24 protein-coding genes are annotated in these 25,378 nt (G+C 66.1%); 10 read left to right on the forward strand and 14 right to left on the reverse strand.

Annotation, left to right across the window (positions count from 1 at the left end; genetic code table 11):
- Window positions 1–5: 5 nt before the first annotated feature.
- The 6 genes from KUV82_RS08800 to KUV82_RS08825 all read right to left on the reverse strand — a co-directional run bounded on the left by KUV82_RS08800 (window position 6) and on the right by KUV82_RS08825 (window position 7,827).
- Window positions 6–1,682 (reverse strand): preprotein translocase subunit YajC, encoded by a 1,677-nt coding sequence (locus KUV82_RS08800; protein ID WP_219953928.1) that lies wholly within the window; start codon window positions 1,680–1,682, stop codon window positions 6–8.
- A gap of 4 nt (window positions 1,683–1,686) precedes the next feature.
- Window positions 1,687–2,733, reverse strand: coding sequence for a capsular biosynthesis protein (locus KUV82_RS08805; protein ID WP_309148070.1), 1,047 nt, complete (start codon window positions 2,731–2,733; stop codon window positions 1,687–1,689).
- A gap of 15 nt (window positions 2,734–2,748) precedes the next feature.
- The gene (locus KUV82_RS08810) at window positions 2,749–4,266 is read right to left on the reverse strand and encodes an XrtA system polysaccharide chain length determinant (protein ID WP_219953930.1); all 1,518 of its coding nucleotides are present in this window, start codon (window positions 4,264–4,266) and stop codon (window positions 2,749–2,751) included.
- 15 nt (window positions 4,267–4,281) lie between these two features.
- Window positions 4,282–4,926, reverse strand: a complete 645-nt coding sequence (locus KUV82_RS08815) for an XrtA/PEP-CTERM system exopolysaccharide export protein (RefSeq protein ID WP_219953931.1) — start codon at window positions 4,924–4,926, stop codon at window positions 4,282–4,284.
- Window positions 4,927–5,089: 163 nt separating this feature from the next.
- Window positions 5,090–6,316, reverse strand: a complete 1,227-nt coding sequence (locus KUV82_RS08820; RefSeq protein ID WP_219953932.1) for a pyridoxal-dependent decarboxylase, exosortase A system-associated — start codon at window positions 6,314–6,316, stop codon at window positions 5,090–5,092.
- The gene (locus tag KUV82_RS08825) at window positions 6,313–7,827 is read right to left on the reverse strand and encodes an acyl-CoA ligase (AMP-forming), exosortase A system-associated (RefSeq protein WP_219953933.1); all 1,515 of its coding nucleotides are present in this window, start codon (window positions 7,825–7,827) and stop codon (window positions 6,313–6,315) included. Before KUV82_RS08825 ends, KUV82_RS08820 begins: the two co-directional genes overlap by 4 nt.
- 26 nt (window positions 7,828–7,853) lie before the next feature.
- Here KUV82_RS08825 and KUV82_RS08830 point away from each other — a divergent pair, with 26 nt between their 5' ends.
- From KUV82_RS08830 to KUV82_RS08845, 4 genes are read left to right on the forward strand one after another with little or no spacing between them, the layout of a single operon-like run.
- A complete protein-coding gene (locus KUV82_RS08830) occupies window positions 7,854–8,819 on the forward strand; it encodes a GNAT family N-acetyltransferase (RefSeq protein WP_258319694.1) in 966 nt (321 codons plus the stop codon).
- A gap of 46 nt (window positions 8,820–8,865) precedes the next feature.
- Window positions 8,866–9,168 carry an acyl carrier protein gene (locus KUV82_RS08835; RefSeq protein WP_219953934.1) on the forward strand — a complete coding sequence of 101 codons (303 nt, stop codon included), beginning with the start codon at window positions 8,866–8,868 and terminating at the stop codon, window positions 9,166–9,168.
- A gap of 33 nt (window positions 9,169–9,201) precedes the next feature.
- A complete protein-coding gene (locus KUV82_RS08840) occupies window positions 9,202–9,858 on the forward strand; it encodes a hypothetical protein (RefSeq protein WP_258319695.1) in 657 nt (218 codons plus the stop codon).
- Window positions 9,855–10,631: a hydrolase 1, exosortase A system-associated gene (locus tag KUV82_RS08845; RefSeq protein ID WP_219953936.1), complete on the forward strand. Its 777-nt coding sequence runs from the start codon at window positions 9,855–9,857 to the stop codon at window positions 10,629–10,631. Before KUV82_RS08840 ends, KUV82_RS08845 begins: the two co-directional genes overlap by 4 nt.
- On the opposite strand, the gene KUV82_RS08850 is transcribed toward KUV82_RS08845, so the two are convergent.
- The 7 genes from KUV82_RS08850 to KUV82_RS08880 all read right to left on the reverse strand — a co-directional run bounded on the left by KUV82_RS08850 (window position 10,628) and on the right by KUV82_RS08880 (window position 18,970).
- Window positions 10,628–11,824 (reverse strand): class I SAM-dependent RNA methyltransferase, encoded by a 1,197-nt coding sequence (locus KUV82_RS08850; protein WP_219953937.1) that lies wholly within the window; start codon window positions 11,822–11,824, stop codon window positions 10,628–10,630. The two genes, KUV82_RS08845 and KUV82_RS08850, sit on opposite strands and share 4 nt — an antisense overlap.
- Window positions 11,821–13,200, reverse strand: coding sequence for an NAD(P)H-hydrate dehydratase (locus tag KUV82_RS08855; RefSeq protein WP_258319696.1), 1,380 nt, complete (start codon window positions 13,198–13,200; stop codon window positions 11,821–11,823). Before KUV82_RS08855 ends, KUV82_RS08850 begins: the two co-directional genes overlap by 4 nt.
- A complete protein-coding gene (locus KUV82_RS08860; protein ID WP_219953938.1) occupies window positions 13,193–13,558 on the reverse strand; it encodes a hypothetical protein in 366 nt (121 codons plus the stop codon). The genes KUV82_RS08855 and KUV82_RS08860 overlap by 8 nt, the downstream gene beginning before the upstream one ends.
- Before the next feature lie 40 nt (window positions 13,559–13,598).
- Complete coding sequence (ilvD, locus tag KUV82_RS08865; protein WP_219953939.1) at window positions 13,599–15,446, reverse strand: dihydroxy-acid dehydratase; 1,848 nt, start codon at window positions 15,444–15,446, stop codon at window positions 13,599–13,601.
- A gap of 91 nt (window positions 15,447–15,537) precedes the next feature.
- Window positions 15,538–16,263, reverse strand: coding sequence for an N-formylglutamate amidohydrolase (locus KUV82_RS08870; protein WP_219956269.1), 726 nt, complete (start codon window positions 16,261–16,263; stop codon window positions 15,538–15,540).
- Complete coding sequence (locus KUV82_RS08875; RefSeq protein WP_219953940.1) at window positions 16,263–17,069, reverse strand: 4-(cytidine 5'-diphospho)-2-C-methyl-D-erythritol kinase; 807 nt, start codon at window positions 17,067–17,069, stop codon at window positions 16,263–16,265. Before KUV82_RS08875 ends, KUV82_RS08870 begins: the two co-directional genes overlap by 1 nt.
- A gap of 251 nt (window positions 17,070–17,320) precedes the next feature.
- A complete protein-coding gene (locus KUV82_RS08880) occupies window positions 17,321–18,970 on the reverse strand; it encodes an electron transfer flavoprotein-ubiquinone oxidoreductase (RefSeq protein WP_219953941.1) in 1,650 nt (549 codons plus the stop codon).
- A 79-nt stretch (window positions 18,971–19,049) separates the two neighbouring features.
- Here KUV82_RS08880 and KUV82_RS08885 point away from each other — a divergent pair, with 79 nt between their 5' ends.
- The 6 genes from KUV82_RS08885 to KUV82_RS08910 all read left to right on the forward strand — a co-directional run bounded on the left by KUV82_RS08885 (window position 19,050) and on the right by KUV82_RS08910 (window position 24,895).
- On the forward strand, window positions 19,050–19,835 hold the full coding sequence (locus KUV82_RS08885; RefSeq protein WP_219953942.1) for a hypothetical protein: 786 nt from the start codon (window positions 19,050–19,052) through the stop codon (window positions 19,833–19,835).
- On the forward strand, window positions 19,832–21,541 hold the full coding sequence (locus KUV82_RS08890; protein ID WP_219953943.1) for a lytic transglycosylase domain-containing protein: 1,710 nt from the start codon (window positions 19,832–19,834) through the stop codon (window positions 21,539–21,541). Before KUV82_RS08885 ends, KUV82_RS08890 begins: the two co-directional genes overlap by 4 nt.
- 4 nt (window positions 21,542–21,545) lie before the next feature.
- Window positions 21,546–22,073, forward strand: coding sequence for a molybdenum cofactor biosynthesis protein B (moaB, locus tag KUV82_RS08895; protein WP_219953944.1), 528 nt, complete (start codon window positions 21,546–21,548; stop codon window positions 22,071–22,073).
- A 142-nt stretch (window positions 22,074–22,215) separates the two neighbouring features.
- Window positions 22,216–23,163: a sodium:calcium antiporter gene (locus KUV82_RS08900; protein WP_258319697.1), complete on the forward strand. Its 948-nt coding sequence runs from the start codon at window positions 22,216–22,218 to the stop codon at window positions 23,161–23,163.
- 28 nt (window positions 23,164–23,191) lie between these two features.
- A complete protein-coding gene (locus KUV82_RS08905) occupies window positions 23,192–24,289 on the forward strand; it encodes a PA0069 family radical SAM protein (RefSeq protein WP_375541199.1) in 1,098 nt (365 codons plus the stop codon).
- A gap of 96 nt (window positions 24,290–24,385) precedes the next feature.
- Window positions 24,386–24,895, forward strand: a complete 510-nt coding sequence (locus KUV82_RS08910; RefSeq protein ID WP_219953946.1) for a YbjN domain-containing protein — start codon at window positions 24,386–24,388, stop codon at window positions 24,893–24,895.
- 30 nt (window positions 24,896–24,925) lie between these two features.
- On the opposite strand, the gene KUV82_RS08915 is transcribed toward KUV82_RS08910, so the two are convergent.
- Window positions 24,926–25,360, reverse strand: a complete 435-nt coding sequence (locus KUV82_RS08915) for a DUF1330 domain-containing protein (protein ID WP_219953947.1) — start codon at window positions 25,358–25,360, stop codon at window positions 24,926–24,928.
- Window positions 25,361–25,378: the final 18 nt, after the last annotated feature.

Consider the following 25,378-nt stretch of genomic DNA (forward strand, 5'->3'; position numbering starts at 1 on the left):
TCCTATCAGAAATCGTAGCGCAGGCCGAGCAGGGCCGAAGCGGTCGTGAAGTTGTCGTTTGCCGTGTCGCTGTCGAGCATCGAGATGGCGACGGCAGCGCGGGCGGAGAGGTTGCGGAACACCTCCTGCGTGTAGCTCGCCGAGCTACCCAGCGCACGGACGTCGCCCGTGTTGGCTGCGCCGCTATCGAACCAGCTCGCGAAGGTGTTGATCGAGTAGTTCGCACGGTCCCCGATCGGGCCGGAAACGCCCGCGGTGAGGTAGAAGCTCTCGTCCACGATGCCATCGGCCAGCGCGAGCACGGTGCCCGGCGCGCCGATGAAGCGGCGGCGGTCATAGCCGGCGCCGATATTGGCGGTCACACGGCCAACCTGGCGCGAATAGCTCGCCACAACGCCGCGGCCGCGGAAGACCGAGGAGCGGACCGAGCCGAGCAGGCCGTCGAGGCAGCCTGCGCCGTCGAGCGTGGCGACACAGCCGGTCAGCTCACCCGTGACCGGATCGCGCGTGACCGTGAAGTCGGTCGGAAGCGCAGCCAGCGAGTTGTTGAGGCGGCCGCCAAAGCCCTGGATGCCGTCATAGACGCCGATCTGGAAGTTGCTGCGGCGGCTCGGCTGCCAGCTGAAGCTGCCGTAGAAGGTTTCGCTATCGTAGCGATGGCCGAAACGCGCTTCGAGCTGGGTGCGGCTGCTGGGCGTCCAGACAACGCCCACATCCCAGATCAGGCCGCTGGCTTCATAGGCGATGATCCGCGGGCTGGCCTTGTCGGTAACAAAGCGCCCGTCGGCACCGATGACCGGATTGCCCGATGCATCGCGCACGGCGTCGCGGCTCGAAACCTCGACATCCTCCACGCCCGCGCCGGCCACGAAGGCCAGGGTCGGCGTGACCGGGAAGGTCACATCGCCGCGCACATAGGCATCGCGCACGCGCTGATCGAGGTTGGAGACGTCTTCCTGGTAGTACCCGGCGCCAACGCCCACACCCACCGGCAGCGGTTCGCCCGGACGCGTGCCCGCGCGGATGCTGGCGCTATGGGTGACGCTGTCGTCGAAGAGGTCGGCAGGCTGTCCGCCGGCACCGACGAAATCGGGTCCATCCACACGGGTATAGCCGATCCGGTAATTGCCTTCGATTTCGACATCGCCTGCACGGGTCGTCAGGTTCGGCCCTGCGTAAACCGAGTAGGTCTGGGTCGAGAAGTTGTCGTCGACGATCGGGTTGATCACCGAACGGCCCTGCGCATCGACCCGGGTGCTGCTGGCCAGCGCGCCTGCCTCGAATGTGAGGACGCGCGGGACGATCGAGGCGTAGCCGCGAGCGATACCCGTGATCGTATCGGAATCCGATCCGCTGTTCTGGTGCGCGAAGTTGCGCTCGTAGCGCAGCGAGACGCTGCCCCCGTTGTTCCGCCCGTTGATCGATGCGTCCACGCCGGCCGCGATCTGGGTGTAGGTCACCACATCGCTGATGGGCGAAATCTGCCAGGCGGCAATCGAATTGGCTTCGATATAGGGATTGATCTCGACGCGCCCGCGCCCTTGGCCGACACCCTCGGCTTCCGCTTCGGCATCATCGGCACCGGCGCCCTGATAGGACTGCGCGGCGAGCGGAGCGGCGCTGGCCAGGACAAGCGCAGCAGAAGCGCTGGCGATCAGACGAAATTTGTAACGCTGGGCCATGGGTTTACTCCCCATATCCATAATAGCTGCCAAACTTGCGCCCGCTCGGGCTGAACGTGGCATCATTGAGCAGCAGCTTGATGTCGGGACAGGCCGACAGGAGATCGACGGCATCTTCGAGCGCGGCGCGCCCGCTCATGTCGGCTCGCGCAACGAGCAGCGCCTGGCCGACATGCTTGGCCAGTTCGGCAGCTGGCGTCGCGGCCAGGGCCGGCGGGCTGTCGAACACGATGATACGGTTGGGAGCGCCGCGGGTCAGGCTGTTGAGCACCGTCCAGGTGCGCTCGCTGGCAAGGTATTCGCTGTCGCGGCCAGTGCGCTGACCGGCGGGCAGGACCCACAGGCCCGGGATATCGGTGCCGACGACCACGTCTTCGACATGCGAAGCGGGATCGGCCAGCACGTCCATGAAGCCGCGCCCGGCTTCAAGACCGAGCGAGCCCATGATCGAGGGCTTGCCGAAATCGGCATCGACCAGGAGCACTTCCATGTCACGCTCGCCGGCAAGGGCGATGGCGAGGTTGAGCGCGCAGAAGGTCTTGCCTTCGTTGGGGTGCGGCGAACAGACCAGCACCCGGCGCGACTGCTGTGTGCCTTCCGCCTTTGCGGTGGAGAGCACCTGGCGCTTCACGATCCTGAATTCTTCCAGCAGCGTCGAAGCGCCGCCGTCGGGATCGATCAGACCTTTTTCGCGCAGGATTTCGCGCGGGACCGCCTGCTTCGGACCGTTGAATACTACCGCGGGCTTGGCCGGTTCTGCCGCGACAGTGGGCGCTGCGGCCGGTACGGCCGATGCGTCCGACGCGGCCTCTCCGATCCAGTCGGAGGCACGGCGCTTGGGCGTTTCCTGCGTCGGCGCGGGAGCAGCCGCCGTGTCGCTCTTGCGCTTGGGCGCGAATTTCTTGGCCTTGTCGTCCGCGAGCTTCTCGGGAACGGCCGCCGGCGCCAACCGGTCGAGACCGAAGGCGCCGCTCGCGCGTTCGAACAGCGATCCCTTTTTGGGCTTATCCTCGCCATCCTTGGGCGGGACGATGTTTGTGGGCTTATTCACGGACACGTTCCCCCCTCAGGCCACCGAGCCGACCTGGATGATTTCGACCACCAGCAGCAAGAAGCACACGCCCGCCAGCCCCCCGGCACCCGCCAGGAACTGCTTGAGGCGAAGCTTCTCATGCGCGCGGGCCGCATCGGTCATCGAGCGCGAGATCGTGCCGATGACCGGCAGGTCGAGTGTGCGCTCGAGCTTGTCGGCCGTTGTAAAGCTGGACTTCAGCTGGCCCATGACGAAGGCCACGCCCGCGCCAGCACCGATGCCGACGATGAGCACGCCGAGCAGCAGGAGCGGACGGTTGGGAGCCGACGGATTGCGCGGCGCGGTCGGCGGGTCGATAACTTCGAACTGGAAGGCGCTGCGTTCGGTTTCGACCTGGCCGCGCAGGCGCATTTCCTCGCGGTCCTTGAGCAGCTCGTCATACTTGTCCTTGAGGACTTCGTAGTCGCGGCTGATGCGGTTGGCTTCGGCAGCAACGGCCGGTTCGTCGGCCTGGGCTGCGACCAGCGCGGAGATGTCGGACTGGAGCGCGGCCTTGCGGGCCTGGAGCGCCTGAACATTGGCCTGGCGCTCGGCCTGGATCGACTGGAGCGAGGTATAGGCCGGGTTCGGCGAGCCGCCGGCCCCTGCCGGTTCGCGCGCCGCCTGTTCGCGCAGCGCGGCAATCTGGCGCTGCTGGGCCTGGATATCGGGATGGCTATCGGTCAGCCCGCGTGCACGCATGGCGGCAAGCTGCGATTCGGCCGACATCAGGGCACCACGAGCACCGCCGCTGTTCGGGGAGAGGATCGTGCGCGGCGTGCTGGCGATCTGGCCATTGATCGCTGCCAGCGCGCTTTGCGCCGCCGCGATATCGGCATCGATGCCGCGCATCTCGCTGCGCATGCCCTGGAGACGACCGGCAACCGAGCCGGTGCCGCCGATGAGGTCGGGATGCTGCGCCTCGAAGGCAAGCCGGCGCTGCTCGGCCGCTTCCAGTTCGCGCTTGCGGTCTTCGAGCTGCTCGTCGAGGAACGCGATCGTATCGGCCACGTCGCCGCGATTGCCGGCGATGTTGGACTCGCGAAAAATGTCGATCAGGTTCTGGACCACGTCCTTGGCCAGCGCGGCGTTCTCGGCATCGCTGAAGCTCGACTTGCCGACGGTCGCAGTGATCTGGAAGAGGTTGTCCTGCTCGCTTTCGACGAGGATGTTCTTGGTCAGGTTCTCGACCGCGCTCTGCATCTCGGTGTCGGTCGCCACCTTCTCGCCCAGCTTGGTGTTGCGCACCACGCGTTCGAGATTGACGGCGCTCACGAGCGTCTGGCGGACCTTGGTGATGGCCTGCTTGCCATCGCCCGAAATATCGAGCTGTTCGGACAGCACGTCTTCAAGCTCGACGTAGATACGCGCCCGGCTTTCATAGCTGTTCGGGATCAACCCGATCGCCAGCCAGCCCAGAATGCAGACACCCCAGGCCACGGCAAGCGCGATCCACCGGCGGTTCCACACCGTGTGCAGCGCGCTGCGGATCTCGTCGAAGACTTCCTGCATGCCCCCCGTATCCCCTTAGAAGGTGCTTTCCGGGATGATGATCACATCACCCGGCTGAAGGAGGACGTTCGCCTTGCTGTCGCCGCGCTTGAGCAGGTCGGTCAGGCGCAGCGCGTATTCGCGCTGGCGGCCAAGCTGCTTGTCGAAGCGGATGAGCTTCGCACGGTTGCCCGCGGCAAACTCCGACAGGCCGCCGACGGCGATCATCGCGTCGAGCACGGTCATGTTCGCGCGGTACGGCAGCGAAGCCGGCTGCTCGGTCGCACCGACGATGCGGACCTGCTGGCTGAAGGTGCCGGCAAATTCGTTGACGATCACCGAGACCAGCGGGTCTTCGATGTACTGGCTGAGCTGGAGGCGGATATCCTCTTCCAGCATCGAAGGCGTCTTGCCGACCGCCGGCATGTCCTTGACCAGCGGGATCGTGATGCGGCCGTCCGGGCGCACCTGGATCTTCTCGGCGCCCAGTTCCGGATTGCGCCAGACGTGGATCGTCAGCTCGTCGAGCGGGCCGATCACATACTCCTCGCCCGGGCCTTCCTGCATGGCCACAAAGGTCGCCGGGGGAAGCTGCTCGCCGCTGCCCGCCGCGCAGCCGCCCAGTACCAGCGTGGAGGCAGCGCATCCGGCAAGGAGCGTGGTGGTACGAGTAAGGCGCATAAATCGTTTCCCTGGCATCGACCGGGGCTGTCCCGGACACGTAATGCGCCCGCTATTCCCCATAGTTGGGATATCTATTGCCTGAAAAAGGTGAACAGACCGTTAGCCATAGCAAGCAAATCCCGCAGAAATCGCGGGTTTTGCGGCCTTTACCACGCAGCGCTCAGACGAGCATTTCTTCTGCCGGGCCCTGTCCCAAAAAGGCACTGGGGGATGCGCTGGCGCCGTAGGCCCCGGCGCAGAAGACGGCGACCAGATCGCCCACTTCGGCGCGTGGCAGGTGCGCCTTGTCCGCAAGGCGGTCGAGCGGGGTGCACAGGCAGCCCACCACATTGGCTTCCTCCACCGGCTCGGCCGTGAAGCGCGAGGCGATGGCGACGGGATAGTTCCTGCGCACCACCGTGCCGAAGTTGCCAGAGGCGGCAAGCTGGTGGTGCAAACCGCCATCGGTCACGAGGTAGGTCTCGCCGTAGCTGTCCTTCCGGTCGACGATGCGGGTCAGGTAAACTCCTGCTTCGCCAACGAGATAGCGGCCAAGTTCGATAAACAGCTCGGACTGTGAAAGCGTGTCGGGAAGTTCTGCGAAGCGCTGTTCCAGCGCCTCACCAACCGCCGTGATGTCGAGCGGCTTGTCGCCCGGGAAATAGGGGATGCCATAGCCCCCACCCATGTTGAGCTTGGGAATGGACGTGTCCGCCTCGACGGCCAGACGGTGCGCGCAATCGAGCACCTTCGCCTGCATGTCGATCACCGCTTCGGCCGACAGCGCCTGGCTGCCGGTGAAGATGTGCAATCCGCGGAAGTCACAGCCTGCATCCAGGATACGCCGGATAAGCGCTGGGACGCGCTCCGCGTCGATCCCGAAGGGCTTCGCGCCCCCGCCCATCTTCATGCCCGAGCCCTTGAGCTCGAAATCCGGGTTCACGCGAACCGCCATGCGCGGGGTGACGCCCAGCTCGCCGCCGATCGCTATCGCGCGCTGCGCTTCGTTCTCGCTTTCGAGGTTGAGCGTGACGCCCGCCTCGATCGCAGCCTTCAGTTCCTCATCGCGCTTGCCAGGCCCGGCAAAGCTGACACGCGACAGGTCGAAACCGGTCGCGCGAACCATTTCGAGCTCGCCGCCCGAGGCAATATCGAGGCCATCGGCAAGGGTCGAAACCAGTGAAAGAACGGGCCCAAAGCTGTTGGCTTTAATGGCGTAATTTACCTTGAGACGTTCCGGCATCGCGGCGCGCAGCTCGGCAAAACGCTGTTCGATCCGCTCGCGCGAATAGACGAACAGCGGCGTCCGGCCGGCCTCTTCGACCCAGTGGCTGGCAGGCTTGCCGCCGATCGCCAGCTCGCCATTGATAGCCGCAAAGCCTGCGGGAATGGGGCCAAGCGGCTTCATGCGCCGATCTCCGCAGCAATGGCAGTGCGGTCGAGTTTGCCGTTGGGGTTGAGCGGCAGCGTCTCGCGCCAGTGGAAGGCGTGCGGTTGCATGAAGTTGGGAAGCTCCTTCTTGAGCGCCTTCGGCAGCGCCTCTTCGGGGTTCTCGGCGCCGGGATCGGGCCGGACCACAAGGTGGATGGCGTGGCCGAGCCGCTCGTCCTTGACGCCCAGCGCCACGGCTTCGGCAACAAGGCCCGTCGCCAGCGCCGCACTTTCGAGTTCCTGCGGGCTGATGCGGTTCCCTGCGCTCTTGATCATCGCATCGCGGCGACCGACGAAATAGAGCAGGCCCTGCGCGTCGCGCTTGACCCGGTCGCCCGACCACACCGCCGTGCCGCCATATTCGGACATGGCAGGCGCAGGCTTGAAGCGTTCGGCGGTGCGCGTCGGGTCCTGCCAGTAGCCATGCGCCACGAGCGGCCCGCAATGGACCAGCTCGCCTTCCTCATCAGGCTCGGCGCGCCTGCCATCATCGGTGATCACCAGGATCTCGGCAAAGGGGATCGCCGTGCCCATCGAGGTGGGGTGCGTGTCCACCAGATCGGGATCGAGATAGGTCGAACGAAAGGCCTCGGTCAGGCCGTACATCGGAAAAAGCCGCGATTGCGGGAAGATAGAGCGCAGATCGGCGACCAGGTCGACCGTCAGGGCCCCGCCCGAATTGGTCAGGCGCCGCATGGATGACACGGCCTCTTCGGGCCAGTCGAGATCGGTCAGTTGCACCCACAGGGGCGGAACCGCCGCCAGCGTCGTGACCCCGTGCTTCGCGCAGGCTTTGGCGACATCGCGCGGAAAGAGATAGTCGAGCGGCACCACGCAGCCACCGGCGTACCAGGTCGAAAGAAGCTGGTTCTGGCCGTAGTCGAAGCTTAGCGGCAACACGGCAAGCGTGACGTCATCACCCGCCATGCCGAGATAATCGGCCACACTGACGGCACCCAGCCACATGTTGGCATGGCTCAGCATGACGCCCTTGGGCCGGCCCGTCGATCCACTGGTGTAGAGGATTGCCGCCAGGTCGTCGGGATCGTGCTGCGATGGCGGCAGGCCGGCACCGTGCTCTTCAGCCAGGGCGAAGACCGCGTCCTCCTCGATCACCGTGCAGGCCGCAGGCGCATCGCCGTCTTCCAGCGTGGCGAGGCGCGCCTTGGTGCCCATCAGCAATACCGATCCGCTGTCGGAAAGGATATGTGCGACCTGCGCGCGCTTCAGCAGCGGGTTGATCGGCACATGCACGAGGCCGGCGCGCGCTGCCGCGAGCGGAAGCAGGCAGGTCAGCTCGCCCTTGGCGGCCCAGCTGGCCACCCGCGCACCCTTCTCCGCCTGCGCGGCCAGCCACCCGGCCAGCAGCGAGACACGTTTCCTCAACTCCTCGAAGCTAAGGGTACGGTCGCGCAGCACCAATGCGGGTGCCTGTGCACTTCCGCGCTCGGCCAGTTGATCGAGCGGTAGCGGCGTGGGATCAGGCATTAACGCTCCTGAGCGAGGGAAATCCGTTGGACATCGCGGTCAGCTATCACGAGACGGTTACCAAACTGCAAGGGCTTGATCGGTCCGCGCAGGGGCCTTTCGACAGGCTCGACTGGTTCGCCCTGCTCGAAAGCCCGCTTTTCGCCGTGGCGCAGCGTAGCGATGAGGTCGTGATGCTGCCCTTGCAGCGCAGCGATGAGGGGCTTGAGAGCCTCACCTACTTCTTCAGCTTCACTTGGCGCCCGCGGGGCGACGATCCGGAATTGCTCGAAACTCTGGCGGCCGATCTGCGCGGAAAAACCCACGCGCTCACCCTCGCTCCCCTGCCCGATGAAGACGGCAGCGCCACCCAGTTAGAGCAAGCCCTGCGCAGCGCAGGCTGGATTGTATCGCGCGAACCGTGCGACGAGAACCACGTCCTGCCCGTGGGCGGCCGGAGCTTCTCCGAATACTGGGCCCAGCGCCCGGGCAAGATGCGCACAACGCTCAAGCGCAAGGCAAAGAAGGTCGAGGTCGAGATCCTGACACGCTTCGACGAGGCCGCCTGGGCCGACTACCAGGCGATCTACGCGGAAAGCTGGAAGCCTGAGGAGGAACGCTCCGACATCCTCGAAGCCTTTGCCCGAGCCGAGGGCCAAGCGGGCCGCATCCGCCTCGGCATCGCCCGCGCCGGGGGTGTCCCGGTCGCCGCACAATTCTGGACGGTCGAGAATGCCACCGCCTACATCCACAAGCTCGCGCACATTGAAGCGGCCAAGCCGCTGTCGGCAGGCACCACCCTCAGCGCAGCGCTGTTCGAGCATGTGATCGATGCGGACGGGGTCGATCTGGTCGATTTCGGGACCGGTTCGGACGCCTACAAACGCGACTGGATGGAAGTGAACCGCCCCCGCTACCGCCTGACCGCGCTTGACTGGCGCCAGCCCCGCGCCTGGCCTGCTCTGGCCAAGATGCTGGTGCGCCGCCTTGCACCGCACAATCGCGCCAGCTAAGGGCAACGCCTTCGAAACGGGGCAATGACAGGGAAACGCCGCAGCCATGACCGCCGAAACCGCACACGCCGAGCCGACCGGGCCGAGCCGCAGCGCTATCGACCAGACGCTGCGCGGGATCCTGCGCGACGTCCTCGGGCTTGAGGAAACGCAGGTCGAAGGCTTCGACAACGACACCGGCCTCTTCGGCCACCTGCCCGAGCTCGACTCCATGGCCGTCGCCGGCCTTCTCACCGAAATGGAAGACCGCCTCGACATCGTCATCGAAGACGAAGACGTCGATGGCGAGATGCTGGAAAGCTACGGCGGCCTTTTGGCCTTTGCCGAAGCCAAGGTCGCCGAGGGCTAAGCCCCCAGCATGTACACCCCCTGGCCTTGCCCGATGCCCGATGGCAGCACGGGCGAGGAGATTGCGCTCGTCTTCGACCAGCAGCGATCCAAGCGTGTCCTGCTGGTCGCTCCGCTGTTCGACGAATCGAACAAGTTGCGCCACCAACTCTATGAAATAATGCGCCTTCTTGACGAAGCAGGTATCGATTCCGTCCTGCCCGACCTGCCGGGCTGCAACGAGAGCCTTGCGCCCTTCCCTGCGCAAACGCTCGGTCACTGGCGCGCGAGCGTTGCCGCCGCAGCCGCGCATTTCGGCGCGACCCACGTCTTCGCCGTGCGGTCCGGCTGCTGGCTGGTCCCGGACGGGATGGAAGGCTGGCTCTATGCCCCCGCCAAGCCCAAGCAGGTGCTGCGCTCGATGATCCGGGCCCGCGTCCTCGCGGCGCGCGAAGCCGGCAAGGAAGAGACTGCGGATACGCTGATGGAGCGCGGGCGCACCGAGGGACTTACCCTTGCCGGATGGGCGCTGGGCGCGGACCTCCTGCAGGAACTCGAAACCGCCGAAGCGGTCACACCGCCGGGCTACTCGACCATCGAACAGACCGCTGTCGGCGGGAAACCGCTGTGGCTGCGCGCGGAGAATGATCACGATGCCGACCAGGCGCAGGCGCTGGTCGCGTTGATCGCAGGACAAGGGGCGGAGCAATGAGCCGGCTCGCCCTTTCCTTCGAATGCCAGGGCAGGCGCTGCGGAGCGACCATCGACAGCGCGCCGGGGACCACCGGCCTGCTGCTTGTGAGCGGAGGCAACGAAATCCGCGCCGGCGCCTTCAATTCGCAAAGCCGCCTCGCCGCCGAGATTGCACGTGCGGGCTTTCCCGTGTTCCGCTTCGATCGGCGCGGGATCGGCGACAGCGAAGGCGAGAACCGAGGCTTCCGCAAGTCGCGCAAGGATATCGCCGCTGCCCTTCAGGCTTTCCGCGCGCTGGCTCCGCAGGTCGAGCGCGTCGTCGGCTTCGGCAATTGCGACGCGGCCAGCGCGCTGATGCTTGCCGGCGGCGCCGAGTGCGATGCGCTGGTGCTGAGCAATCCGTGGACCATCGAGGACGAGGAGGACGATACCCCGCCCCCGTCCGCCGTCCGTTCGCGCTATGCCGAAAAGCTCAAAAACCCACGCGAAGTGCTCCGCCTGCTTTCGGGCGGTGTCGACCTGCGCAAGCTCGCGCGCGGGCTGATGCAGGCCTCGAAGGCGAAGGCTGCGCCCTCCTCTCTGGCAGACGAGATGCGCGGCGGGATTGCCGAGTTCGCTGGTCCGGTGCGCTTCCTGATCGCCGAGGACGACCGCACGGCGCAGGTCTTCCTCGAGCGCTGGGACAGCGGCGATGACCGCCTCGCACGCTGCTCGGGCGCCGACCACGCCTATTCGCAGCCCGACGCGCAGGACTGGCTCCGCAAACGGCTGCTCGAGGCGCTGCGCGGCTAGCGGGTGAAGTAGCTGGTCAGCTCGACATGGGTCGACCAGCGAAACTGGCCCACCGGGCGTAGCTTTTCGAGCCGGAAGCCCGCCTCTACCAGAACCTTGGCATCGCGCGCCCAGCTGGCCGGATTGCAGCTTATATAGGCGACGCGGCTGGCCGTGCTGGCGGCAATCTGTGCCACCTGCTCGCGCGCGCCGGCTCGCGGAGGATCCAGCAGCAGCGCGCCGAACCGTCCCGCCTCATCCGCCTGCAGCGGATTGCGAAACAGGTCTCGGTGGAGCGTGAGGACCGGAATCTGCCGGGCGTTAGCCGCCGTCTTGCAGGCAAGATGGGCATCGCACGCCGCCTCGACAGCGAGGACCTTGCGCGGACCGGCGAGCGCAAAGGCGAAAGTCCCGAGACCGGAGAAGAGATCCGCGACGGTCGATGCCCCTTCCAGGAACGCCTGTGCGTCCTGCGATAGCACCTGTTCGCCATCGCGCGTGGGCTGGAGGAAGCTGCCGTGCGGGAACGGCACCGGCACGTCTGCCAGCGTCACGGTGAGCGGTTCGGGCTCCCACACGGTTTCCGGCCCATAGCCACGATCGAGCGAGAGGCGCGCAATCGCGTTGTCGCGGGCGAAGTCGAGCAGCGCCTCGGTCGCCGCAAGCCCCTCGGCCTCGATGCCCTTGAGCGTGCAATCGATACCCTGGTCGACCAGCGCCAGCTCGATATCGACAGGCTTGCGCTCCGCGTGCTGGGCAACAAGAACCCTCAAGGGGCCAGTCAGCGCGAACAGCTCCGGTGCGAGGATCGGGCATTCGCGCATGTCGACGATGCGGTTCGCGCCGCCTTCCCGAAAGCCCAGGACCGCGCCCTTGGCGGTGCGTAGCGCGTGCAGTGTGGCGCGGCGGCGGGAATTCGCGGGGGAAAGATGGGTCGGCAGGGCTTCACCCACTTCCAGCCCCTGCCCTTCGGCGGCGTTCAGCACGCGGTCGGTCACGAACTGGCGCAGCGCTTCTTCGTCGGCATGCTGGAGCTGGCAGCCACCGCAGGCGCTGAAATGCGGACACGCCGGATCGGCGTGGTGCGGTCCCGGCGTCACAGTGCCGTCAGCGGCCACGACGTCACCGGGAACAGCGCCCGCCACATGCCGGCCAGAAGCCGTGACGCCATCGCCGCGCGCGGCGATACGGAGGATGGATTCGCTTTCGCTCATAGGAAGGACGCCATGGCCGGTTTGACCGCCTGGGCAAGGTCGGAGGCCGAAAAGGCCGGGGATGCAATCCGTGCGGCTTCGTGGTGGAGCCAGGCGCCTTCCTCTGCCGCACGCATCGGATCGCCATGCACGGCAAGCCGGGATGCCGTGATGCCGGCGAGCACATCCCCGGTGCCGGCAATCGACAACCAGCTGGAAGCGCGCGGGAAGAAACGTGTCCCCTTTGCCCCCACGAGGATCGTATCGGGGCCCTTCGCCAGCACCGTCAGGCCGGTCTGTTCGTGAAGCCCGCGGGCGCGGTCGAGCTTGCTGTGCGCCGTGACGTCAAAGGCCTGGCAGAGCGCCGCCAGTTCGCCTTCATGCGGGGTCAGGCACAGGGCCGTGACGTCGGCCTGCTGGATCACGTCAGCATCGAGCAGGTGCAAGGCGTCGGCATCGAGCACGGCGGGCTGGCGGCGAGCCAACACGCTGGCGAGGTGTTCGCAGGCGCTGTCGTCGCGCCCCAGTCCCGGGCCTACGAGGACCGCCGACAAGCGCTTGTCCTCGAGCGCCGCAGATCCGCCCTCGATCACAAGGTCCGCCGGTGCGTCGGGATGCGAATGCGCGCTCAGCAGCTTCACATAGCCCGCCCCTGCCCGCATGGCCGCCACGGCTGCGAGAAGCGGAGCGCCGGGCATGGCGCCCGCTACGATCGCCAGAAGACCGCGGCGGTATTTGTGCGCGTCGGCCCCGGGCGATTGAAGCCGCGGAGGATGGCTGAGGAAAGAGGTGGCCGAGCCAAGGTCGAGCCCGATCGGAACGCACTTCAGCTCGCCCATCGAGACCATCGTGGGCATCATTACATGCGCCTGCTTCCACGCGCCGAGCGCAAGGGTGAGGTCGTATTGCGGCAGGGGACCGAGGGCTGCGCCCGTATCGCTTTCGACAGCGCTCGGAACATCAATTGCTATTTTATATGATGCACTTGAGCTCACCTCTTCAAGCAGTCTCGCAAAATCACCTTCGACCCTTCGGGACAAGCCGTAGCCGAACAGGGCGTCCACTACGATCGCGCCGTCCAACGGACCCTCGCTCGAAACCGGGCCCGCGTATGCGGAGCGCGCTGTGCGCGCCGTTTCGGTCTTCGGCTCGACCGGCGCGACCACGTCCACCGCGTAGCCCTTTCGCCGCAAGGCCTCGGCAATCACATAGCCATCGCCGCCGTTGTTGCCCGGACCGCAGAGCACGGTCACCGATCGCCCGGCCGCTGCGCGCATGACCCATTGCGCCGCGCCCTCGCCGGCGCGCTGCATCAGGGCCCATTCGCTGGTGCCTGCGTCCATCACCGCGCGCTCGGCCGCTCGCATCGCGGCGACAGTCAGGACCGGCTCACTCACCGGTCACCGGCATGTCGAAGCGGTAACGGTCGGGACCGACGGAGACGATGACCTTATCGCCAACAACTTCTTCCACGGCGGGCAAAGCGCCGTCGCCGGTCGTAAAACCGCTGTAGGTCTCTGCCTGCTCGAACACCCGGAACCCGCCGTCAGGATGCAGGATCACGCGCCGTGTGTCGTCCGGATCGTCGGCCGGCTCGAAATAGCATTCGGCCACGAAGTCCTCAGCCCCGGCCAGAGCGCATTCGACCGGCTGGTCGCCAAGCTCCGAAACCTCGGGCGATACAGCGCCGCCGCAGGATGCCAGCAGCATCCCGGCTAGGCCCAGGGCCAGGTATCGGAAGAGGGTTTGCGCCATCGCTCCCGTCGCTGCCATGCGGCGGGGCAATCGGCAAGCCTCAGCGCTTGGTGACTTTCGAGACGTCCCGGATCGCGCCGCGTGCGGCCGAGGTGGTCATCGCGGCGTAGGCCTGCAGCGCGGGGGATACGCGGCGTTCGCGCGGCTCGGCCGGGGCAAAGCCCTTGGCTTCCTGCGCTGCTCGGCGTTTCTCCAGCTCTTCGTCCGATACGGCGAGGTGGATGGTGCGGTTGGGGATCGAGATCTCGATCCGGTCGCCTTCCTCCACCAGCGCGATTTCCCCGCCCTCACCGGCTTCGGGCGAGACATGGCCGATCGACAGGCCCGAAGTGCCGCCCGAGAAACGTCCATCGGTCAGCAGCGCGCAGGCCGCGCCCAGCCCCTTCGATTTGAGGTAGCTGGTGGGATAGAGCATTTCCTGCATGCCCGGCCCCCCGCGCGGCCCTTCGTAGCGGATGACGACCACATCGCCTTCGACCACCTGGCCGGTGAGGATCGCGGTCACGGCGTCGTCCTGGCTTTCGTAGACCTTGGCCGGCCCGGCGAAGGTGAGGATGCTCTCGTCCACGCCGGCGGTTTTCACGATGCACCCGTCGCGCGCGATATTGCCGTAGAGCACCGCAAGGCCGCCATCCTGGCTGAAGGCGTGTTCGGCGCTGCGGATCACTCCGTTTTCCCGGTCTAGGTCGAGCGATTCCCAGCGGCGCGACTGGCTGAACGCGGTCTGCGTCGGCACCCCGCCGGGCGCAGCGGCATAGAATTCCCGCACCTTGTTGTTCTGCGTACGGCCGATGTCCCAATCGTCGAGCGCGTCGCCCATGGTCGGGCTGTGGACGGTCGGCAGCGCGGTGTGCAGCAGGCCCGCCTTCTCCAGCTCGCCAAGGATCGACATGATGCCGCCTGCGCGGTGGACGTCCTCCATGTGTACATCGCTCTTGGCCGGGGCGACCTTGGACAGGCAGGGCACCTTGCGGCTCAGCCGGTCGATATCTTCCATGGTGAAATCGACCCCCGCCTCGTGCGCGGCGGCGAGCAGGTGGAGCACGGTGTTGGTCGATCCGCCCATGGCGATATCGAGGCTCATCGCGTTCTCGAAGGCCTCGAAGCTGGCGATGGAGCGCGGCAGGACGCTTTCATCGTCCTCCTCGTAATAGCGCTTGGCGAGCGTCACCACGAGCCGGCCGGCGCGTTCGAACAGGCTTTGGCGGTCGGCGTGGGTCGCCAGCGTCGAGCCGTTGCCCGGCAGCGAAAGGCCGAGCGCCTCGGTCAGGCAGTTCATCGAATTGGCCGTGAACATGCCGCTGCACGATCCGCAGGTCGGACAGGCGTTCTGCTCGATGGCGGTGACTTCCTCGTCGGTATAGGCCTCGTCGGCGGCGGCAACCATCGCATCGACGAGGTCGAGCGCGACCTCCTTGCCCTTCACCACGACCTTACCCGCTTCCATCGGACCGCCGGACACGAAGACCGCCGGGATGTTGAGCCGCATGGCGGCCATCAGCATGCCGGGCGTGATCTTGTCGCAGTTGGAAATGCACACCATCGCATCGGCGCAGTGCGCGTTGACCATGTATTCGACGCTGTCGGCGATAAGGTCGCGGCTGGGGAGCGAATAGAGCATCCCGTCGTGGCCCATGGCAATGCCGTCATCGACCGCGATGGTGTTGAATTCCTTGGCCACGCCGCCCGCCGCCTCGATCTGGCGCGCGACCAGCTGGCCGAGGTCTTTCAGGTGCACATGCCCCGGCACGAACTGGGTGAAGGAGTTGACCACGGCGATGATCGGCTTGCCGAAATCGCCGTCCTTCATCCCCGTCGCGCGCCACAATCCGCGGGCGCCGGCCATGTTGCGGCCGTGAGTGGTGGTGCGGGAACGGTAGGCAGGCATGACGTGTCTCTCTGGCTGGGGTGACCCAAGCCTAGCAGAGAGAAACGCGCGCGCTAATCGAAGTTTGCTGGCAGGCGGGCCAAGCTCGGCTTTAGACCTCGAGCGCGACGCGCCCCATGACATCGGCCAGCATCATTGCCCAGCGCGACTGGCCCGCTTCGGTGTCAATCTGGTCCTGCCGGATCTCGACCGTGCAATAGGGAATGCCATGGGCCTCCGCGTGGCGGTCCATCGTCGCGTTCAGCTGCTTGCCCGAATAGGGCTGGTTGTCGCCCACGGTCAGGCCCTGCTCGCCGAACAGCCGGATGGCGTGGCGCGCGGCGGTGTCGTCCTGGTTGTAGAGCAGCGCGACTTCCCAGGGACGTTCCTCGTCGCTCGTGTCGAGCTTGGGCGTGAAGCTGTGCAGCGCGACGATCATCTTGGGCTGGGCCTGCTCGATCAGGTCGGCGAGCGCGTTGTGGTACGGGCGATGGAAGCGGTCGAGCCGGGCTTCGACATTGGCGCCGATATTGCCCGCAATGAGCTTGCCGTCGCTCTCGGTCGGGACAACGGCGGGCTCGTCTTCCTTGCGGTGCATGTCGCACACCAGGCGGCTGACGGTGGCGATATGCGCAGGGATATTGTGGCGGCGCGACAAACGGTCGGCGACGCCTTCCACGCCGATATCAACGGCAATGTGCTGGTCGAGCAGCGCGCGGTCGATGCCGAGCTCGATTTCTTCGGGCACGTAGTTGGAGGCGTGATCGGCAACGCACAGCAGCCCTCCCGGTCGCAGGTCTTCCGTGCCGACCTGGCGGTAGGGGAGGTTGTCGATCATCATCGCAAGGCACCTTTCATGCGCCACCATCCCGGGTGCCGCTCTGCTATCTGCTGGTCAGCCGCGTCGCGAGCGGACGCGCTTTCGTAGAGCGCGAAACACGTCGCCCCCGAGCCTGACATACGAGCCAGAAACGGCGAAGTTCCATCGAGAGCCGAGAGAACGCCGGCAATCTGGGGACACAGCGATATGGCGGGGCCTTCGAGATCGTTGCGACCCTCCAGCGCGACCGTGCGTGCATCGCCTTCCGGCAGCGGCCCGCGATCCTCGCCGTCCCAGTGCTTGAACACGGGCCCTGTCGAGAGCGGAACGCGCGGGTTGAGGAGCAGGACGGGCGTACCTGCAAGGCTGTCGTCGGCCGGTTCCAACTCGGTCCCCGTCCCGCGCCCGATGCAGGTGCGGCTTTCGACACAGGCGGGGACATCGGCGCCGAGCGCGGTCGCGCGCGCATGCCAGTCCTCGGGCAGGCCGTAGCATTCCTTCACGATCCTGAAGACCGCGCCCGCATCGGCCGATCCCCCGCCCAGCCCCGCCGCGACGGGCAGGTTCTTTTCGAGCGTGATGGCCAGCCCATCGGCGCGCGGCAGCTTGCCCAGCGCCTTGGCGACGAGATTGTCGAAGGGATCGTCGAGCCCGCTCGAGAATTCGCCGAGCACCTGCACGCTGTCCTGCGCGGCCGGACTCGCGGTCAGCACATCGCCCGCATCGACGAAGGCAAACAGCGTTTCGAGCTCGTGATACCCGTCCTCGCGCCGCTTGCGGACATGCAGCGCGAGGTTGATCTTGGCGTAGGCGGTTTCGCGCATGGTCAAGCAAGCAACTGCGCGGCGGAGTAAAGGCCAGCTAGAACGATCGCGCCATAGCTGGTCAGGTCAAACCAGTACCTGACTGGCGTCATTTCACGAGTGATCGGACCGGTTGGCCAGGGCGTCACACTCTCTCCGCTACGCAAGCTCCATCGCATCGCGAAAAGTCCCCCGATGGCGACCAAAATCAGGATAAATCCGAATGTGATATCGCCCATCGCGTTACCGAACGACTGACTGGAAATCGCCGATTACATATTCGGATAGTTCGGCCCGCCGCCGCCTTCGGGCGTCGTCCAGTTGATGTTCTGGTTGGGGTCCTTGATGTCGCAGGTCTTGCAGTGGACGCAGTTCTGCGAGTTGATCTGATACTTGGGCTCGCCCGTTTCCTCGTCGACCAGCCATTCGTAGACACCGGCCGGGCAATAGCGGGTCGAGGGACCGGCGAAGACGCCCAGCTCGCTCGTGCGCTGCAGCTCCAGGTCCTGCACCTGCAAGTGGACCGGCTGGTCTTCTGCGTGGTTGGTGTAGCTGAAGGCCACGTTCGTCAGGCGGTCGAAGCTCAGCACGCCGTCGGGCTTGGGATAGTTGATCGGCTGGTAGAGATCGGCGCGGTTGAGCGCATCGCAGTCGCGGTGGTGCTTCATCGAGATCGGAAGGCCGATCTTGAGATAGCGCATCCACATGTCGATCCCGCCGAGCACGGTGCCGATGTCGGCCCCGTATTTCTCGATCGCGGGAAGCGCGTTCTGGACCTGCTTCAGCTCCTTGGCGATCCAGCTGTCACGCAGGTTCGCGTCGTAATCCGCAAGCTCGGTCTTTTCGTGACCGGCGGCAATCGCAGCGGCAATGCTTTCGGCGGCCAGCATGCCGCTCTTCATCGCGGTATGGCTGCCCTTGATGCGCGGCACGTTGACGAAGCCGGCGGCACAACCGATCAGCGCGCCGCCCGGGAAGGCAAGCTTGGGCACGCTCTGCCAGCCGCCATCGTTGATCGCGCGCGCGCCATAGGCGACGCGCTTGCCACCCTTCAGCGTCTCGGCGATCAGCGGGTGGTGCTTCCAGCGCTGGAATTCCTGGTAGGGCGAGACATAGGGGTTCGAATAATCGAGCCAGGTGACGAGGCCCAAGGCAACCTGTCCGTTCGCCTGGTGGTAGAGGAAGCCGCCGCCGTTGCTGCCGCTTTCGTTAAGCGGCCAACCCTGCGTGTGGACGATCTTGCCCGGCTCGTGCAGCTCGGGGTCGATATCCCACAGTTCCTTGATGCCGATGCCGTAGACCTGCGGCTCGCAATCGGCCTCGAGGTCGAACTTGGCCTTCATCTGCTTGGTCAGGTTGCCGCGCACGCCTTCGGCAAAAAGCGTGTACTTGGCGTGGATTTCCATGCCGGGCTCGTATTCGCCCTTCTGCGATCCATCGGCGGCGATGCCCATGTCCTGCGTGATGACGCCCGAGACCGCGCCGTTCTCGTCGAACATGACTTCGGCGGCCGGGAAGCCGGGGAAGACCATGACACCGAGGCCCTCGGCCTGTTCGGCGAGCCAGCGGCAGAGGTTGCCGAGCGAGCCGGTGTAGCACCCCTCATTCGACATGAACGGCGGGAACATGATGTGCGGCATGGCCGAGGCGCCGGTTTCGCTGATCGTGTAGAACAGGTCCTCGCCAACCGGCGTTTCCGCCATCGGGCAATCCATGTCGCGCCATTCGGGCAGCAGCTCGTCCAGCGCGATCGGATCGACCACCGCGCCCGAGAGGATGTGGGCGCCGATTTCGCTGCCCTTTTCGAGGACGACGACCTCGAGTTCCTCGTTGATCTGCTTCAGCCGGATAGCCGCCCCGAGGCCGGCAACACCGCCGCCAATGATGACGACGTCGCAGGGCATGGATTCGCGTTCGCTCATGTCTCTCTCTTTTCGTCGCGTAACTGCTCCGAATGCCTTGATTGGTGGCGCTTTAGAGGTCAAGACCTGCGCCACAGGAATGATGCACGCCGATCCCCCCAATTCGCGCGATTACAGCGCTGCCAAGGCCCTAGAAGGCGCGCTCGACTGGTGGCGCGAAGCGGGCGTCGACGCCGATTTTTCCGACGAGGCGAGCGGCTGGCTGGCAGAGCCCGAAGCCGAGCAAGACGTAGCGGCCCCGCCCCCACCTGTTCCGCCGCCGATAGCGCGCAAGACCGCGCTCGAACGCGCGCTCGAGCCTGAGGCTGCAGGCGCTCCAGCCGTCGCGATGGCTGGCATTCCGGACACGCTCGAAAAATTTCGCGAATGGTGGATGAGCGAGCCGTCGCTGGCCGATGGCGCGCTGGAACGGCGGGTGTGCCCGCGCGGCGTTCCAGGGGCAAAGCTTATGCTGGTCGTCCCGCAGCCCTTCGAGGACGATAGCGAGGGCCTGTTGACGGGCGGCGCAGCGCCTTTCGTCAAAGCCATGCTCTCCGCCCTGGGCGTGGCCGAGCACGAAGCCTATTTCGCAAGCGCCCTGCCCGCGCCCATGGCGATGCCCGACTGGGCGCAACTTGCCGCAAGCGGGATCGGTTCCGTGCTGACCGCCCATATCGCGCTTGCGGAGCCGCAGCGCGTGGTGCTGTTCGGACGCGCGCAGCTCACCCTGCTCGGCCGCTCGCCCGAAGACGCGCGCGATCCGCTCGCAATCGACTGCAAGGGCAAGCCCTACCCCGTGCTTGCCGCCCCCGACCTTCGCAATCTCGCCCGTTCAGCGGCGCGGCGGGAAACCTTCTGGAACCGCTGGCTGGACTGGACCCGATGACCCTCCGCACCCTCGCCGTGGCGCTTCTTGCGGCCACTGCCACACCGGCGCTCGCACAGGGCAGCAGCGTCGAATACTTCACCCGCTCGCACGCCGCCGCCCTGCCCCAGCTGCTTTCGACCGACGACCGGGCCTATTACGGCTCGTTGTTCGAGGCGATCGACAACCGCAACTGGGACCGGGTCGAGGTAATGCTGGCCAACCGCGACAGCGGACCGCTGCACGGCGCGGCGCTGGCGAGCTATTACCTCCATCCCGACAGCCCGCGCATCGACCTGACGCGGATCGAAGCCTGGCTCGGCCGCTATGCCAGCCTGCCCGAAGCCGAAGCGATCATCCGCCTTGGCGAGACCCGCGGCCTTGAAAGCCCGCCCTCGGTCCGCCGCGAGCGTGAGCTGGTGCGCCAGCCCGGCATGACCAAGCGTATCCGGCCCCGCTCGGTGCAGGACGGGACCATGCCTGGCAATGTCCGCTCCGCCATCCTTGAACGGATCACCAACGACGATCCTGACGGTGCGCGCATCCTCCTCGACGGCGTCGACGCGACGCTCTCGAGCGAGGCGCGGGCCGAATGGCGCTACCGCGTGGCGTGGAGCTATTACATCGAGAACCGCGACGCACAGGCCTGGGCGCTGGCGGACCGGGTGCGCGACAACGGCAGCGGCGCCTGGGTCGCGGAAGGCGACTGGGCCGCTGGCCTTGCCGCCTGGCGCCTCGGCGATTGCGAGCGAGCGGCGGAAGCCTTCCAGCGCTCGGCTGCGGGCGCGGTCAATCCCGAACTCGGGTCGGCCGCCCATTACTGGGCGAGCCGCGCGCTGATCCGCTGCCGCGAGCCCGAGCAGGCAGCCGAACAGCTGCGCGGCGCCGCGCGCTTCCCCGAAACGCTCTACGGCATGCTCGCCCACGAACAGCTCGGCCGCGACCTTCCGGAAACCCACACCCAGCCCGACCTAACCGAAGCCGACTGGCGCCGCCTGCGCGATGTCGAAGCCGCGCGGCAGGCGGTGATGCTGGCGGAAATCGGTCGCCGCGAGGAAGCGGAGAACGATATCCTGTGGCTGGTGCGCACGGGCGACCCGGACGATTTTGGCGCGCTTTCGCGCCTTGCCCGCGCGCTCGGCCTGACCAGCGCGCAGAACTACATGGCCTACAACGCCCCGCGCGGCGAAGGCTCACACCCGAGCCTGCGCTATCCGGTGACCTTCCGCGCGCCGGTGGGCGGGTGGCGCGTCGACCCGGCGCTGGCCTTTGCTCACGCCCTGCAGGAATCGAATTTCCGCGAACGGGTGGTGAGCCCGGCCGGCGCCATCGGCCTGATGCAGATCATGCCCATCACGCGGCGCGAATACGCCTCCTCCATCAACATGAGTGCCTCGGCCGACCTCAAGGACCCGGCAGTCAATTTCGCCTTCGGTCAGCGCACGCTGGAGGCGCTCAGCACCTCGGGCTACACGCAGGGGCGCCTGCCCAAGATCATGGCCGCCTACAACGCCGGGCCGACCCCGGTGGCGCGCTGGGAAAGCGAGATCCGCGACCAGGACGATCCGCTGCTGTACATGGAAAGCATCCCCTATTGGGAGACGCGCGGCTATGTCGCCATCGTGATGCGCAACTACTGGATGTACCTGCGCCAGGCGGATGCCGCCGCTCCGAGCCGCGTCGATCTCGCCGAGAACGACTGGCCGATGTTCCCGCGGGTGAGGTAACGCCATGCCGATCGACGAAAGCCGCCGCTTCATTCCCATTCGCATCGCGCTGCTGACTGTGTCGGACACCCGCACGCTGGCCGACGACACCTCGGGCGACATCCTCGAAGCTCGTATCACGGAGGCCGGTCATGAACTCGCCGCGCGCGAAATCAGCCGCGACAGCGTGGAGGAGATCGCCGCGCACCTCCATCGCTGGATCGACGACGAGAGCATCGACTGCGTCATCACCACGGGCGGCACGGGGCTTACCGGGCGCGACGTGACGCCCGAGGCGCTCGACCGGGTGAAGAGCAAGGATATCCCGGGTTTCGGCGAGTATTTCCGCTACATCAGTATCGCCAGCATCGGGACGAGCACAATTCAGTCACGCGCCTGCGCGGTGCTGGCGCGCGGGACCTATATCTTCGCCCTGCCCGGCTCGAACGGCGCGGTGAAAGACGGGTGGGACCAGATCCTTCACTACCAGCTCGACAGCCGCCACAAGCCCTGCAATTTCGTCGAGCTGATGCCGCGCCTGCGCGAAAGCTGAGGAACCGACCGCTCCTCTCGCGCGTCCTTCCGGCAAGCTGCCGAGGAACCGCGACCTGCCCGATTTCGCTCTGCTTTCAACCACTAGCCTCCTGCTGATCTTCGCCGGAACGGCCTTCGTCATCGCGCTTGTGGGCTCGCGCATGGCGGGCCTGGCCGACACGCTGGCGGACCGCACGGGCTTCGGAGAGGCGCTGGTTGGCTCGGTCCTTCTGGGCGCAGGCACGAGCATTGCCGGTATTGTCACCTCGGCCAGCACAGCCGCCAGCGGCGCGCCAGATCTCGCGGTGTCCAATGCCGTAGGGGGCATCGCCGCGCAGACCATGTTCCTCGCCATCGCCGACGTCGCCTATCGCAAGGTCAATCTCGAACACGCGGCGGCAAGCCCGGTCAACCTCGGCCAGGCCGCGGTGCTCATCATCCTGCTGATCCTGCCGATCATGGCGTGGTCCTCGCCGCCAATCGTCATCTGGGGCGTGAACCTGCTGACACCGGTGCTGGTTGCGACCTATCTCGTCGGCCTCCACAACGCGCACCGGATCAAGCAAAGGCCCATGTGGCTGCCGCGGAACACCAGCGATACGCGCGACGAGGATGATGACGAGTGCGACGATGAAAGGCCGATCTGGCTGCTCGGCCTGATCTTCGCCGGGATGGTCGCCGTGGTCGGCCTGTGCGGCTGGCTCGTAGGCACGACGGGCCTGGAACTGTCAGGCCGGCTCGGCATATCGCAAGGCGTCGTCGGCGCATTGGGGACTGCCGTGGTTACCTCCCTGCCCGAGCTCGTCACCACCATCGCCGCCGTGCGGCGCGGTGCGCTCCAGCTGGCGGTGGGCGGGATCATCGGAGGAAACATGTTCGACGCGCTGTTCGTTGCCGCAAGCGACGTCGCTTATCGCGAAGGCAGCATTTACAACGCAATCAGCGAGCGCACCGTGTTCTGGATGGCACTCGCCATCCTGATGACGGCGGTGCTGCTCATGGGCCTCCTGCGCCGGGAGCGGCAGGGTCCGGCGGGCATCGGCTGGGAATCGGTGCTGCTCATCGGCCTCTGGCTCGGCGGAGCGGCGATGCAAATCCGCCTCGGCTGAACCGTCGACGCTGCTGCATGTTCCGTGTATGTTCTCATGCATGGAACGCCGACTCGCCCCCCCTGTTTCCGGCCGCGGTGCGCAAGGCGCCGAGGTGCCTACGCGCTTCGGCCTTGCCACGCGCGAGACCGATGGCGACTGGCGCGATTACATGGAGCAGCTTGACGGCCCGCCCGTGAAGCTGCGCACCACGGTGACGGAAGAACACCCGCGCACCATCCTAAGCTTCAACCAGTCGCCCGATGTCCCGTTCGACCGGTCAGTCAACGCCTATCGCGGATGCGAGCACGGCTGCGTCTATTGTTTTGCGCGCCCCACCCACGCCTATCACGACCTGTCGCCCGGCCTCGATTTCGAAACGCGGCTTTTCGCCAAGCCCAATGCGGCAGAACTTCTGCGCGCGACATGGGCCAAGCCGAAGTATCGGCCCAAGCCGCTTGCCATGGGCACGAACACCGATCCCTATCAGCCGATCGAGGCGCGTTACCGCATCACGCGCAGCCTGCTGGAGGTCTGCCTCGACGCGCGCCATCCGGTGACGATCACGACCAAGTCGGACCGTGTTCTCGCCGATCTCGACCTGCTTGCCGAACTGGCCCAGCGGCGCCTGGTGGCGGTGGCGATATCGGTGACGAGCCTCGACCCCAAGCTCTCGGGAAAGCTCGAGCCGCGTGCAGCTGTGCCAGCCAAACGTCTGCAAACTCTGGAAAAACTGGTTGAAGCGGGCGTGCCGACGCACTGTTCGGTTTCGCCCATCATCCCGGCCATCACCGACGAGTTCATGGAAGAAATCGTCCAGCGCGTCGCGGCCATCGGTGTTCAAAGCGTGGGCTGGATTCCGCTGCGGCTGCCGCACGAAGTCGCCCCGCTGTTCCGCGAATGGCTTTCAGTCCACTTCCCCGAGCGCGGCGACAAGGTGATGAGCATCGTCCGCTCGATCCGAGGCGGCAAGGATAACGATCCGGACTTCTTCACCCGCATGAAACCAACCGGCGTCTGGGCCGACCTCTTCCGCGCCCGCTTCCGCGTGGCCTGCAAGCGGGCTGGGCTAGGCAAAGCGAAATTCGAGCTCGACTGCACGCAGTTCCGGCCGCCCGCAGTGGGCGGCCAGCTGCGGTTGCTTTAGGGTTACCGCGGGCTTTTCACGATCCCATCGCCGGGCTTGAAATAGCCCGCAAGGCGCTGCTAGCCTCGCCTCAGAACAGAAACGGGGGGGAAATCTATGCGAAAGAGCACGCGCGCCATGGGCGCACTCCTGGGTGCAGCGGTCCTGGCCGTCAGCCCGGTTCCGGCGGCGGCCCAGAGCTACTCGGCAAGCCGGGTCATCTCCTACTTCAGCCCGGACGATCTGAGGGCTGTGCTGGGGGAACTGGATGCGACGATGGAGCAATCGTCGGACGAGGAAGACCGCTATCTGATCAAGTTCAGCAACGGTACCGCCTCATCGGTGTTCTTCCGGGTCTGCAGCTCCTCCGGATGCCGGGGCCTGAACTTCCTGGCGAGCTTCGCAAAGCCATCGGACAAGACGTCCGAAGCAACCAGCAAGCTGGTGCATGACTACAACGAGACCTGGTCGGCGGCCAAGGCATACCCCAAGTCCGACGGGGGGGCCTACGTCCAGCACTACGTGATTTCCGACGGCGGCATCACGATGGACAACCTTCGCGCACAGGTGAACATCTACTCCAGCATGCTGCAGAAGATGAGGGAAACAATCTACACCGACGGGTAGGCCAGCCGACTCAAGTCGGACAGACCCGCCTCACCCGAACCCCTCGCCCGCTTTGCCCGGCTTGAAGCGCACCAGCCGGCTGTCCACCAGCGCGGCGGTGCGGTTGACCACGGCCAGCTGGTAGTCGGGGTCCTTGATCATTTCGAAGAAGGCACCGGAATTGGGGTATTGCGCGACGAAGCCGTCGTGCCATTGCATCGCTTCCGGGCCGGTCACCACCGTCTGGAACGCCCCGCGCCAGACGATTTCGCCGCCTACGCGGCGGAAGATCGGGCCGCTGGTCTTGCCGTATTCCTCATAGGCGCGCCGGCCGCTCCATCCGTTGCCGTGGTGCTCGTGCCCCTCGGGATACTCTGCAAGCTCGCGGTATTGCAGCAGGTTGAGCATGTGGATCGGCTCGTCGCGCGGCAAATCCTTGAAGGACTGGAAATTCGCGGGACTGGGATCGATGTAGGTGTCGCTCATGAGGTCTCTCCTTACCCT

The sequence above is a fragment of the Qipengyuania flava genome (assembly GCF_019448255.1).
GTDB lineage: Bacteria > Pseudomonadota > Alphaproteobacteria > Sphingomonadales > Sphingomonadaceae > Qipengyuania > Qipengyuania flava_A.